At 57.7% G+C, this 12,502-nt stretch carries 11 protein-coding genes; 7 read left to right on the top strand and 4 right to left on the bottom strand.

Going from position 1 to position 12,502, the window contains the following annotated elements; all coding sequences use genetic code 11:
* The first annotated feature begins 129 nt into the window (after positions 1-129).
* A complete protein-coding gene (locus EX00_RS17455) occupies positions 130-1,776 on the top strand; it encodes an IS66 family transposase (RefSeq protein ID WP_047454233.1) in 1,647 nt (548 codons plus the stop codon).
* A 6-nt stretch (positions 1,777-1,782) separates the two neighbouring features.
* Here EX00_RS17455 and EX00_RS17450 read toward each other — a convergent pair whose 3' ends face one another.
* From EX00_RS17450 to EX00_RS17435, 4 genes are all read right to left on the bottom strand, one after another.
* Entirely contained in the window at positions 1,783-2,121 is a 339-nt protein-coding gene (locus EX00_RS17450) for a hypothetical protein (protein ID WP_047454231.1), read from the bottom strand.
* 318 nt (positions 2,122-2,439) lie between these two features.
* Positions 2,440-3,762, bottom strand: a complete 1,323-nt coding sequence (locus tag EX00_RS17445) for an ATP-binding protein (protein WP_047460206.1) — start codon at positions 3,760-3,762, stop codon at positions 2,440-2,442.
* Positions 3,759-4,499, bottom strand: coding sequence for a response regulator (locus tag EX00_RS17440; protein WP_047460203.1), 741 nt, complete (start codon positions 4,497-4,499; stop codon positions 3,759-3,761). Before EX00_RS17440 ends, EX00_RS17445 begins: the two co-directional genes overlap by 4 nt.
* Before the next feature lie 155 nt (positions 4,500-4,654).
* Positions 4,655-5,707 carry an alpha/beta fold hydrolase gene (locus tag EX00_RS17435; protein WP_047460200.1) on the bottom strand — a complete coding sequence of 351 codons (1,053 nt, stop codon included), beginning with the start codon at positions 5,705-5,707 and terminating at the stop codon, positions 4,655-4,657.
* A 378-nt stretch (positions 5,708-6,085) separates the two neighbouring features.
* Between EX00_RS17435 and repA the strand changes: the two genes are divergently transcribed.
* The 6 genes from repA to EX00_RS17405 all read left to right on the top strand — a co-directional run bounded on the left by repA (position 6,086) and on the right by EX00_RS17405 (position 12,498).
* Positions 6,086-7,261: a plasmid partitioning protein RepA gene (gene repA / locus EX00_RS17430; protein WP_047460198.1), complete on the top strand. Its 1,176-nt coding sequence runs from the start codon at positions 6,086-6,088 to the stop codon at positions 7,259-7,261.
* Complete coding sequence (gene repB, locus EX00_RS17425; RefSeq protein WP_047460195.1) at positions 7,258-8,280, top strand: plasmid partitioning protein RepB; 1,023 nt, start codon at positions 7,258-7,260, stop codon at positions 8,278-8,280. Before repA ends, repB begins: the two co-directional genes overlap by 4 nt.
* A gap of 171 nt (positions 8,281-8,451) precedes the next feature.
* Positions 8,452-9,669 (top strand): plasmid replication protein RepC, encoded by a 1,218-nt coding sequence (repC, locus tag EX00_RS17420; RefSeq protein WP_404944021.1) that lies wholly within the window; start codon positions 8,452-8,454, stop codon positions 9,667-9,669.
* The gene (locus EX00_RS17415; protein WP_047460190.1) at positions 9,666-10,322 is read left to right on the top strand and encodes a hypothetical protein; all 657 of its coding nucleotides are present in this window, start codon (positions 9,666-9,668) and stop codon (positions 10,320-10,322) included. The genes repC and EX00_RS17415 overlap by 4 nt, the downstream gene beginning before the upstream one ends.
* A 347-nt stretch (positions 10,323-10,669) precedes the next feature.
* Positions 10,670-11,638: an aliphatic sulfonate ABC transporter substrate-binding protein gene (locus EX00_RS17410; protein ID WP_047460517.1), complete on the top strand. Its 969-nt coding sequence runs from the start codon at positions 10,670-10,672 to the stop codon at positions 11,636-11,638.
* Between the two features lie 17 nt (positions 11,639-11,655).
* On the top strand, positions 11,656-12,498 hold the full coding sequence (locus tag EX00_RS17405; RefSeq protein WP_047460186.1) for an ABC transporter permease: 843 nt from the start codon (positions 11,656-11,658) through the stop codon (positions 12,496-12,498).
* Positions 12,499-12,502: the final 4 nt, after the last annotated feature.

Here is a 12,502-nt window from a genome sequence, read left to right as displayed (position 1 = left end):
GTACGTGGGGCAAAATCGGTGGCAGGGTTTCAGCGTCCGGTATAGAAAGTGTGCATAGCCGGGCGGGTTGAATCCTGTTGGTCGGCGCAGGGATTCCCAAGACGGGGCAAATCATGATTCGGTCCAGGGATGGCAAAGAGACGGCTCCCCTCCCCCGAGCACGCTGACACGCTTTCGCTGAAGGCGCTACGCAGTCTGGTGACTGGCCTGTTGGAGCGGGCTGAACAGGCCGAAGTTCGCCTCGAAAAGCTTGAGGCCGAGAACGCGGGGCTGTGGCTGGATAATACCAAGCTCAAGGTGGAGAACCAGTTGCTGCGTGATGAGATCGCGCGGCTGAAGAACCTGCCGCCGCGACCGCCGTTTCGCCCATCCGGCATGGACAAAGCGACCGATAGTAAACCTGACGAAGAAGCGGCTGCTAAGAAGAAGCCGCGCGGCCCGAAGCTGGATGTGAAGCGGGTGAGCCGGGAAGAGATTTTACGTGCAGGCGTTCCGGCCGGCTCGCGGTTCAAGGGATACAAAAGCTGCTTCGTGCGGGAGCTGGTGTTGGCAACCGAGCTTGTTCATTACCGACGCGAATGCTGGGCGACCCCGGATGGCAAGACGGTGCTGGCGCCGCTACCCGCAGGGATCATGGGTGGCTATGGGGCGAACCTCAGGCGGTTTTGTCTGATGCTGCACGCGCAAGGTCAGGTGACGACACAGCGGCTGACCACGCTGTTGAATGATATCGGCGTCGAGGTCTCGAAACGCCAGGTCGTGCGCCTTTTGACCAAGGAGCTGGATGGGTTTGTCGCCGAAGACGCGGCAGTGCTGCATGCCGGCCTGGCCTCGGCCCCTTATGTTACGGTCGACGACACCGGCGCCCGCCACGCGCACGGTAACTTTTATACAACCCAGATCGGCGGCGAGCATTTTACCGCCTTCCGCACCACGAAATCGAAATCGCGACTGAATTTCCTGTCGCTGCTGCGCGGCAACTACCAGGACTATGTCCTCAACGATGCCGCGTTCGGCTATCTGGAAGAACGGCGTGCTGACCCGGCGCTTGCTGCCGGACTTCGCAGTGTCGAGCCTCGGCACTTTAGTAACCAGGTGCCGTTCCTGGAATATCTGGCGCGCAAGGGTGTCGATATTTTTGACCGCCAAGGGATCGGGGTCCTGGCAGAAGCCGGCCTCTGGGGTTCCATCCGCCATCACGGTCTTCTGGGCGACATGGTGATTGTCTCCGACGATGCCGGCCAGTTCCGCGTCGGCAATCATGCTCTTTGCTGGATCCACGCAGAACGTCTTTTACAGAAACTGATGCCGGTCAAGCCGAAGGAGGCGCGATCGGTCGCGCTTGTCCGGGATCTCGTCTGGCGATTCTACAAGATGCTGAAGGTCTGGAAACAAAAGCCTTTACCACAGGCAATCCCGGGCTTCCGACGACGGTTCGACAGGATCTTTACCCTGCGCACCGGCTATAATGCGCTCGACGCCTTGCTGGCGCGTTTGCATCGTAGAAAAGACGAACTGCTCAAAGTTCTCGAGCACCCTTATATCCCTTTACATACCAACGCGTCGGAGAATGATCTGCGAACCTTCGTCACCAAGCGAAAGATCTCTGGCGGCACCATGAGCCGCGACGGCCGTGTCGCGCGTGACACCATGCTCGGCCTGATGAAGACGTGCCAGAAGCTTGGGCTCTCGTTTTACCACTATCTCGGTGACCGGCTCGGGCTTGGCAGTGAGGCCATCCCGCAATTGGCAGGCCTTATCGCGGCGAAAGCCTGAACCTCGCTACCTGGCGCCGGGCTTGGTGAATGGCACGACACGACCGTCTTTGGACGCCTCTCCATCGAGACCATGCCGGCCCACAAGCGTCAGCAATGACGGCGAGACGTTCCAATGCTTCTCATCATCGGTGTGAACTGTCACGGTCTTACGATTGCGGCGGATGACGATGCCCCTGATCGTTCCTCCATCCGGGCTTTCAAACGTTACGCCGCTGCCGATCTTGATCTCTTGCAGGGCTGCCGTCGTCTTTTGCTGATGCAGAAAATGCAGCCGTTCGACGATGCGTCCATGCAGTTCCATCAGCGTGGCTTCGTCGAGCTCCTCGATATCGATCTCGTGCATCTTGCCGCTACCCGCGCCTCTGGTTCCAATGCCGTCTTATGCTCCGCCATCGATTATGATAGAAGAGCATCAACGGCACAATTGCCCAGCGCTTCGGCAGCGCCCCCAAATCAGCCCCTTTTACCCTTTTCGGCGCCTGCGATACTACGGCGAAGTCCACCGGGCTACTCACTTCCTAGCATCAACAGGAAGTGTATAAGGACTTTACTTCCGTTGCTACTATTCCTTTCTAAAAACGAATAAAGAGACTTTCAGCGCCGGAATCGAGGAAGAGGCAAAACATCGCGCATACACAGGATGGATCGTGGTTTCCGCCCGTCAGCGGATGGAGATTTCCGCCGACAATCCACCGCCCACACGATTGCACAATTGGAGCGAGCCGCCGATTGCCAGCGCAAGCTGACCGGCGATCGCCAGTCCCAATCCAGTGCCGCCCGTCCCGCGGCCACGGGACTGTTCCAGCCGGAAGAAAGGCTGCATCACAGCTTCGAGCTGATCCTCGGGAACTCCTGGCCCGCGATCGAGCACTTTGATCAGGATTGCGCCCGTCCCGTCCTTTTGCACGGATATTTCCGCCGTGCCGGCGAACTTGAGCGCGTTGTCAATGAGATTTGTCAGGATCCGGCGGAGCGCGTACGGCCGCGTTACAATGGTGCCATCAATCTTATCGGCGACCATCACGGCCTTGCCGGTATCCTGATAGTCATAGGCAAGGCTCTCGACGAAGGAGCCGATATCTATGCGCGAGGATTTCTCGGTGTTTCCATGGGCGCTTCGGGCATAGGCCACTCCTTCATGGACCAGGCGCTCGATTTCAGCCAGATCCTGGACCAGTTTTTCCTTTTCCGCCGAGTCTTCGGCGATTTCGGCGCGAAGCTTCATGCGCGTGATCGGCGTTTGAAGGTCATGGGAGATCGCCGCAAGGATTTGCACCCTCTCCTCGAGATAATGAGCGATGCGATCCCGCATCGCATTGAAGGCTCGCGCAGCATGGGCGACCTCACTCGGCCCCCCTTCGGTCAGGCGGGGTGTTTTCTTGTTTGGGTCGAGCGCATCGGCGGCGCTGGCAAAATCCACAAGCGGCCGGATCGCCTGGCGGACGACCAGCCAGGAACAGAGAATAAGAAGACCGAGTTGCAGCAAGAGGACGACCGGCAACCACTTTGCCACGGGCATAATGGGCGCGGGATTGACGTCGATCGTGAGCGGATGACCATCGCTCAAGGTCAGATGCGCCTGGAGACGCCCGCTATTTCCAGGTAAGCTATTGAAATTTAATAGAAAACTGCCACCAACGGCATCTTGTATTTTTCCAGCGATCTCCCTGCCCCGCGCACTCATGTCAGTTACCCCCGGGAGACCTGGTCCCAGCACAAAGCGATAGGTTCCGCGATCCAGACGGTCCAGCCAGGCCGCACGCTCGGCCGCCGGCAATCGGTCGAGAACAGCGATCGAGGTCGCCACATCGTTTTCCAGCGTGTTGAGCATTACGCTCCTGGCGGCCATGTAGCGCTCCGCAAACTGGGCGACGAAAGTCAGCCCCTGCGCCAGCATCAGACCAGTGAGAAGGATCAGAAACAGCCTTGATCCCAAGGTGCGGGGCCAAAATCGGAACCGCCCAGGCTCCGCAACGGTGCTCATCGACGAAGCTCCGATATCTCGACCGGCATGGCGAAGACATAGCCCTCGCTGCGAACCGTCTTGATATAGGCGGGTTCGCGCGCATCGTCACAGAGGCGCTGGCGAAGCCGGCTGACCAGAAGATCGATGGATCGGTCGAATAATTCGGCGTCGCGCCCTTGCGTGAGGTTCAAAAGCTGATCCCGATTGAGGACGCGCTGCGGATGGTCGATGAACACACGGAGCAGACGATATTCAGCGCCGCTGAGCGCGATGACTGTTCCTTCCTGGTCAAGCAGATGCCGGCCGGTTGTGTCGAGCCGCCAATCGCCGAAGGACAAGAGCTGGCCGACTTCCGTGACCTGGAGATTTGGCGGCAGCATGCGGGTCCGGCGCAGGACCGCCTTGATACGGGCCAGCAGCTCGCGCGCGGCAAAGGGCTTTACCAGATAATCATCCGCCCCCATCTCAAGACCGACGATACGATCCGTTTCGTCGTTGCGCGCCGTCAGCATCAGGATCGGCGTCGACTTGTGCTTGCCGGCCCGCAGTTCGCGGCACAGAACCAGGCCGTCATCGCCCGGCATCATCACGTCGAGGACAATGAGATCGACCGAATTTGCCTCCAGAAATGCCCGCATATGCCGGCCATCAGCCGCGATGCTGACGCGCAGTCCATTCTTCTTCAGATAGGTCGATACCAGTTCGCGGATTTCCCGATCGTCATCCACAATGAGAATATGGTCGATATGATCCATCATCTCCTCCCCTCGCTGCCCGAACCTGATCTCGGTTTTCTCATCACAATAATAGTAATGATACAAACTGCTTTGGATTTCGTTAGTCGCAGGGACCGTCGATAAGCGCCGGCAGCGGCATTCTATATTATTACCCGGGGCATCCGCTTGAAAGATCACAATCCGTCGACATCGATAATCGCTTGCGCGAAGGCCTGCGGCGCCTCCTGCGGCAGGTTATGTCCGATGCCGCCTTCGATGGTCCGGTGCGCATACTGACCCGAGAACTTGTTACGGTAGGATACGGGCTCAGGGTGCGGCGCGCCATTGGCGTCACCTTCCAGGGTGATCGTCGGCACGCTGATCACCGGTGCCTTTGCCAGACGCTTCTCTAGATCATCATATTTCGGCTCGCCCATCGTCAACCCAAGCCGCCAGCGATAATTATCGATGACGATATTGACGTGATCCGGATTGTCGAAGGCTGCCGCACTGCGATCGAACTCCGCACCGTCGAAATCCCATTTCGGAGAGGCAATCTGCCAGATCAGCTTGGCAAAATCGCGCCGGTATTGGTCGTAGCCTGCCTGCCCGCGTTCGGTGGCGAAGTAATACTGATACCACCATTGGAGTTCAGCTTTTGGCGGCAGCGGCATTCTATTGGCTTCCTGGCTGCCGATCAGGTAACCGCTGACGGAGACCAGCGCCTTGCAACGCTCCGGCCAGAGCGCCGCCAGAATATTGGCCGTGCGTGCGCCCCAGTCAAAACCACCGAGGATCACCTTCGGGATTTTCAGTGCATCCATGAGAGCGAGGATATCAACAGCCACGACCGACTGCTGACCATTGCGAGCCGTTGCGTCGGAGAGAAAACGGGTCGTCCCGTAGCCACGCAGATAAGGAACGATCACACGGTAGCCCCGCGAGGCGAGCAGGGGAACCACATCGACGAAGCTGTGAATGTCATAGGGCCAGCCATGCAGCAGAATGATCGGGACGCCGCCGGCCGGGCCAGCCTGCGCATATCCAACATTCAGCGCGCCGGCATCGATCTGCTTCAGGGCACCGAAAGAGGTGTTCGACCAACGCTTGACCGTCGGCTCGGTTGTCGGCCCTGCCTTATCGGACTGCGCCAGAGCGGGATCAGGCAAACTAATTTGCGAGGCGGCGAAGATCGCGGCGGCGGCGGTAAAGAAGCGGCGGCGGTAGTGATTAATTTCTTCAGACATCGATCTTTCTCCAATAAGCATGGCGCTGCCTGGAAAAAGACTTTGCCTTGTATCCACGATGTGTCGCGATCGGATAGTTTTGAATACCGGTGTAATTTCCCAGCGCGCAGATACAATATGGTACAAACCACAGCCAGTCCTGAACCAGCGTTCCCCGCGGGGAACTCACTTCTGGTAACGTGAATTGACTGCCACAAACCACAAGTTCCCCGCGGGGAACACGATTTTCAGGCCCGGTTGCCACGAATCATAGAATCGGAGTAGTTCTTATCTACGCAAAATGCCGGTAGTACCGCCAATCCGCGTAAATAAAGAGACCAGTCATAAAAACCCAACCATAAAGGCGCTTAGTAACGTGGCCAAAAATGGGAGAAAACCATGACCCGACATCTGAGCAGCCTCGCCTTCATGCAGACATTTTCTGCGAAGCTGGATACCGCATTGGGCAACCTCAGCCTAGCCCAGTTTCCTCCGCACGCCCGCCGTACGATGCGCAAATTCAGCTCATCCGAGGTTGCCACGCTGCTGAACGTGACCGAGGCCTATATCAGGCAGGTTTCTCTGAAAGAGCAGGGACCAACGCCGGAGGTCGCCAATGGACGGCGGCTCTATACGCTCGAGCAGATCCTCGAGTTGCGCATGCATCTGGCGCAGAACGGGCGCAAGAAATGGATGAACCCGCGCAGGGTGGGCGAGGAACAATGCCAGGTCCTGGCGATCACCAATTTCAAGGGCGGATCGAGCAAGACCTCCACCACCATCCATCTCGGCCATTATCTGGCCTTGAGAGGCTATCGCGTGCTGGCGGTTGATCTCGATCCCCAGGCATCCTTGACTACCCTCCATGGCAGCCTGCCGGACTTCGACTATCGCAACGGCGATACGCTTTATTCCGCCATCCGTTTCGAGGATCCGATCCCGACCGAACAGATCATCCACCAGACCCACATCGCCGGCTTCGACGTCATCTGCGCCGGTCTCGAATTGACGGAGTTCGAAACCGCCGTTGCGCTGGAAATGCGTAAATCCGGCGGCACAGGCTTCCTCTTGCGGGTATCACAGGCCCTGGAGCAAGTGGCAGATCGCTACGATATCATCCTGATGGATTCGGCACCGTCGCTGAACTTCCTCACGCTGTCTTCTCTGACGGCGGCGACCGGCGTCCTGATACCCGTTCCGGCACATATGCTCGATGTTGATTCCACGGCGAAGTTCCTGGAACTCGCCGGATCCTACATGCAGATCCTTGAACAGGTCGGCACTTCGGCCCAATGGGATTTTGCCAAATTCCTGATCACCAAGTTCGAGCCGAACGACCATCCGCAGGCCAATATGACGGCCCTGATGCGGCAGGTTTTCGGCGAGGACCTGCTGCTTAATTCGGTGATCAAATCAACCGCCGTTGCCGATGCCTTGACCTGGAAACAGAGCCTTTACGAAGTGCAGCGGTCGAGATTCTCCGCCCCGAAAACCTATGACAGGGCAATCGAATCGATCAACGCGGCAAATGCCGAAATTGAAGAGCTTCTTTGGAGAGCATGGGGACGCGAATGAGCAGGAAAGATTCCAAAGGCATGTTTGCCAATGTCCTGGTCGGTCTCGGCCAGGATGCAGCCTCCGTACCCACGCCAACGACATCGGCGTCGCCGCATCTTCTGAAGGTCGCCGCTAGCGTTCGGCAGCTGCAAGAACGCGGCGAGCTTGCCGACAAGCTGCTGCAGGGTGCCGATCACATTATCCAGCTCGACGTGGATGCGGTTTTACCGTCGTCTATCCGGGATCGTTTTGACGGGGCCTATGATGCCGACAGGCTTCAGGATCTCGTGCAGTCCATGCGCGAGCATGGGCAAACGACGCCCGGTCTCGTTCGGCCCATGCCGGGCGAGGGCGGCAGGTTTCAGATCGTCTTTGGACGACGACGCCTCGCTGCTGCAAAGCTTCTTGGTGTCAAGTTCCGGGCCATCGTCCGCGATCTCACCGACGAACAGGCAATCGTCATCCAGGGCGAGGAAAACGCCAATCGCGACGACCTGTCCTTCATCGAGAAATGCGTCTTTGCCCTCAGCCAGGAAGAGGCGGGCTTCAAGCGCGAGGTGATCTGCTCATCGCTCGCGACCGGCAAGTCGCATGTTTCCGAAATGCTGCAGATCGCCAAAGTCTTCCCGAGAACGGTCCTCACGCACATTGGTGCCGCTCCGGAAACCGGCCGACGCCGCTGGGCGCAACTGGCTGAACGCTGGAGCGCCCATGCCAAAGCCCAAACGATCGCGGAACGGGTTCTGGAAGAGATAGCAGCTCAATCGCTTTCCAGCGATGACAGGTTCGTGGCTGTGTTGAATGCCGTTTCCAAGGCCGAGAATGCTCCCACAGCGCCGGCGGATCGCACTCAGGAGGTCGTTTCCAAGGGAATGACCCTTGCCGTCGTGAACTACGCCAAGGCGGGTACCAAGCTTACCTTCACGAAAGCCGTCCCGGACGATTTCGTGAATTATCTGCTGCGTCGAATGGAAGGGTTGCACGAGGAATATCTCGATCAATCTCCACAGACCACGCAGAACAAGATCAAGCCGTAACAGGAGACTGAATAGCAAAAGAAAAAGGCCCCCGAACGTTGCCGTAGCGGAAGCCCTTCTCAGTATGTAGCAATACGAGAATCACATTTCCGCGAATCATAGTCAAGAGTCTTTGGCACCGTTTTTGGTGAGCGGCTTTCTTTTGCCTGTTGAAAGGTGAAGGAAATGGAGATGCATATCACGACGCCCTTCGGGCGGCGGTCGATGTCGCTTGCCTTGATGAGAAATCAGATCAAGGCAACTGCCATCCGACAAGGTAAAACCGTCGATAAGTGGCGGGTGTTTCGCGATGTCTGCGAAGCAAGACCCCTGCTGAACATTTCAGATCGCACGCTGGCGGTTCTGAATGCTCTTTTGACGTTCTATCCCGAAAAGGAACTCAGCGAGGATACTGGGCTGGTGGTCTTTCCATCCAACAATCAGCTCACAGTTCGAGCCCATGGCATTACCGGAACGACGCTGCGGCGACATCTGGCCGCCCTGGTCGAGGCTGGCCTGATCCTTCGCAAGGATAGCCCGAACGGCAAGCGTTTTGCCCGCAAGGACGGGGCAGGGGCTGTCGAGGACGCCTATGGTTTCAATCTAGCGCCGCTCCTTGCCCGTTCCGAGGAACTTGCGGATCTCGCGCGGCAGATTACCGTCGAGCGAAAACATTTGCGACAGGCCAAGGAGCAGCTCACAATTTGCCGCCGTGATGTTCGCAAGCTGATTAGCGCCGCGATCGAGGAAGGCGTTCCCGGTGACTGGCAGGCAATCGAGAGACATTATCTCAGCCTCGTCAACACCCTGCCACGCACGCCAACAGCCGTGGATATCGCTCCTATCGCCGAAGAAATGGAAATGCTGCGCAATGAGATCATCAACATTCTGGAAACACAGCTGAATTCCGAAAAATCAGTTGCCAATGATGTTCAAAATGACCGGCATATACAGAATTCAAATACCGAATCCCAAATAGAATCTGAAGCAAGCCCTCAGGCTGCGACATCCGTAGAACCAGACCAGCCGGCCGAGCAACTCGGCAAGCTCTCACCACAGCCGATCAAAGTCTATCCCTTGGCAACGGTGCTGCAGGCATGCCCAGAGATCGCCAATTACGGTCCTTCCGGCACAATTGCCAGCTGGCGTGATCTGATGACAGCAGCAGTCGTCGTACGAACCATGCTGGGGGTGACATCCAGCGCTTATCAGGATGCTTGCGATACAATGGGGCCGGAAAGCACGGCAATCATCATGGCCTGCCTCCTCGAAAAGGCACAGCACATCAGCTCAGCCGGTGGCTACCTACGCAATCTCACCACAAGAGCCCGTCGAGGTGAGTTCTCGCTCGGTCCGATGCTGATGGCACAAATACGAGGGCGTGACACTGAGGCAAGGAAGGCATCATGATCATCGTCGTCGAAGGGATTAGCGCCGCCGGCAAGACGACCTGGTGCCGACAGCACGCCTCAGAGTTTCTTGTCCAAGAGAGCTATCCGGAACTCCGGCCGGACAGGAATGCCGACGCACGGGGAGCTGCCCTTCTCTGGACGGATTGGAATGTGAGGCGCTGGTCCGAGGCCGTTGAGATCGAGTGCGAACAGGAAAGGGCCGTCTGTGATACCGATCCCTTGAAACTGCATTACATCTGGGGTCTGTGGCAGATAGGCGAAGCGCCGGAGAGCCATTGGCGCTATCAGATGAAAGCCACCCGGAATGCGTTGCAAAAGTGCGAGTTGGGCTTTGCGGATCTCTACCTCGTCAAGAGGATCGATCCACGCGTCGCAAGGCAGCAGAGAGAGCAAGACACTATCAAGATGAGGTCGAATTTCGATCTTCACGCTCGCCTGCAAGCTTCTCTTCACGTCTGGTACGAAACACTCGCGATCATGCTTCCAAGACGTGTCGAATGGGCATTACCAGACAATCTCCCGGCGACGGCTACTATCGATAGCCCGTCTGAATATCGGTACGATGTGGAGGTGTTCGATCGTCTCATCGCAGGCTTGCCAAGAGCCTCGTACGGCTCAAAAGCCGGCAGAATCCATGCTGGATGTTCGTGAATGACGATGAAGGCATTCATGCGCTTGTCGGGATAGTGGAAATTATGAGTGTTTTTGCTTCCGTTAAGAAAACTTATGGCGCCAATTCAAATGCTTAAACGATCGATTATTTTTTCAAACAAGGGCAACCAAGAGCAAATATCTGAGCTAAATCTACTCAAATTCGGCCTCTAATGCAAGGCGCTTACCGCATTCGGCCGAGGAGCAGCCAGCTGCACAACCTCCATTGAGAAAAATATTCCTATAAATTCTATAGAAATAGACATTACAGCTTTCACGCCCGGGCTCTCGGCCCCGTAGGGTAATCCCAACGTGTATACGGCAATGGCCGGGAAGAGGGGATGGATATGGGCGTGTTTCGTTCGGCGGTGTTGGGTGCTATTGCGGCTTTGGGTTTCGGGCTGGCATCGGCCCAGGCGGCTGATCTTTCCGAGATCAGGATCGACTGGGCGACCTACAATCCCGTTGGCCTTCTCCTGAAAAAGGAAGGGCTGCTCGAAAAGGAATTCGCCAAGGACAATATCAGCATCCGTTGGGTACAGTCCGCGGGCTCCAACAAGGCGCTGGAATTTCTGAGTGCCGGCGCTATCGATTTCGGGTCGACCGCGGGGGCTGCGGCACTGATCGCTCGGGTCAACGGCAATCCAATCAAATCGATCTATGTCTTCTCGCGCCCTGAATGGACAGCCCTGGTCACCCGGGCCGACAGCCCGATTTCAACCGTTCAGGATCTCAAGGGCAAAACGATCGCGGTCACCCGTGGCACCGATCCGCACATCTTTCTCGTCCGTGCCCTGACGGATGCCGGACTGAAGCAGACGGATGTGAAGCTGGTGCTGTTGCAACATGCCGACGGAAAACTCGCGCTACTGCGCGGCGATGTCGATGCATGGGCTGGCCTCGACCCGCTGATGGCCGCCGCCGAAGTGGAAGACAAGGCGAAGCTGTTCTATCGCAAGCCGGAAAACAACACATGGGGCGTGCTCAACACCACCGAGACTTTTGCCACGGAGCATCCCGACATCGTCAAGCGCGTCATCGCCACCTATGAACAGGCGCGGGCGGACGCGATCGCTAATCCCGCCGCATTGAAGGCGGCGCTGGTGGAAGCGGCAAAACTGCCGGACGACGTGATTGCCAAGCAACTCGAACGCACGGACATCTTACAGCCGACGATCGGCAACCTGCAGCGCGACACGATTTCGAAGGCGGGGCTGGCCCTGCAGAGTGCCGGTGTTCTTCCTGCTGACGTGGATATCCAGAAAGTCACGAATGAACTGATCGACGACCGCTTCGCCGTCGGGAAAACGCAGTAAAGGCACTCAGCATCGTCATGGCGGACCTGGCCGAGACCGGCATCGAAACGGAGACAAAGGCGTCGCGTTCAATCGCGGCGTCTGCGTTTTATGGAATAGGCGGCAAGGCGACGGTGGCCGTCATCCTGCCGGCCCTCGGGCTGCTGTTCTGGGAAGTCGCGGTTTCGGCCGGCTGGTTTTCCGGCCGCCTCATGCCGCCGCCGTCGAGGGTCGCGGCAACCCTGTGGGCGCTTTCGAAATCCGGTGAACTCTTCACCCATATCGGCATCACTACCGTCCGGGTGTTCTTCGGATTTATCATCGGCACCGTGACGGCCACCATTGCCGGTGCCGTGACCGGATATTTCGGACTTGCGCGCCGGCTGATCGATCCGTCGCTGCAGGCGCTTCGATCCATTCCCTCGATCGCCTGGGTGCCTTTGTTCATTCTTTGGTTCGGGATCTTCGAAGCGTCGAAAGTGGCGCTGATCGCCGTCGGCGTCTTCTTTCCAGTCTATCTCGGCGTATCGGGCGCCATCCTGTCGGTCGACCGCAAGATCGTCGAGGTCGGGCGCATTTTCCGGCTATCCGGGTTTGCTCTGGTGCGGCGGGTCATGCTGCCCGCCGTACTTCCCGCCTATGTGACCGCCTTGCGATCCGGTCTCGGCCTCGGCTGGATGTTCGTCGTTGCCGCTGAATTCATGGGGGCTTCGGAAGGACTTGGCTATCTTCTCGTCGATGGGCAGCAAATGGGTAAACCCGATCAGATTATGGCCGCTATCATTACATTCGCGGTCATCGGCAAGCTGACGGACAGTCTGCTCATGGCGGTGACGTCGCCTTTCCTGACATGGCAGGACAGCTACAGGCGGGAAGGATGAGCCA

Origin of the sequence: Martinezella rhizogenes, assembly GCF_000799715.1 — a bacterium.
Lineage (GTDB): Bacteria > Pseudomonadota > Alphaproteobacteria > Rhizobiales > Rhizobiaceae > Rhizobium > Rhizobium rhizogenes_C.
This window is presented reverse-complemented; position numbering and strand designations above follow the sequence as displayed.

Coding starts and splice junctions, on each gene's coding strand:
- EX00_RS17440 (WP_047460203.1), bottom strand. CDS start 4,499: ATGGATCATATCGACCATATTCTCATTGTGGATGACGATCGGGAAATC.
- EX00_RS17450 (WP_047454231.1), bottom strand. CDS start 2,121: ATGCACGAGATCGATATCGAGGAGCTCGACGAAGCCACGCTGATGGAA.
- repB (WP_047460195.1), top strand. CDS start 7,258: ATGAGCAGGAAAGATTCCAAAGGCATGTTTGCCAATGTCCTGGTCGGT.
- EX00_RS17410 (WP_047460517.1), top strand. CDS start 10,670: ATGGGCGTGTTTCGTTCGGCGGTGTTGGGTGCTATTGCGGCTTTGGGT.
- EX00_RS17415 (WP_047460190.1), top strand. CDS start 9,666: ATGATCATCGTCGTCGAAGGGATTAGCGCCGCCGGCAAGACGACCTGG.
- EX00_RS17445 (WP_047460206.1), bottom strand. CDS start 3,762: ATGAGCACCGTTGCGGAGCCTGGGCGGTTCCGATTTTGGCCCCGCACC.
- EX00_RS17455 (WP_047454233.1), top strand. CDS start 130: ATGGCAAAGAGACGGCTCCCCTCCCCCGAGCACGCTGACACGCTTTCG.
- EX00_RS17435 (WP_047460200.1), bottom strand. CDS start 5,707: ATGTCTGAAGAAATTAATCACTACCGCCGCCGCTTCTTTACCGCCGCC.
- repC (WP_404944021.1), top strand. CDS start 8,452: ATGCATATCACGACGCCCTTCGGGCGGCGGTCGATGTCGCTTGCCTTG.
- repA (WP_047460198.1), top strand. CDS start 6,086: ATGACCCGACATCTGAGCAGCCTCGCCTTCATGCAGACATTTTCTGCG.
- EX00_RS17405 (WP_047460186.1), top strand. CDS start 11,656: ATGGCGGACCTGGCCGAGACCGGCATCGAAACGGAGACAAAGGCGTCG.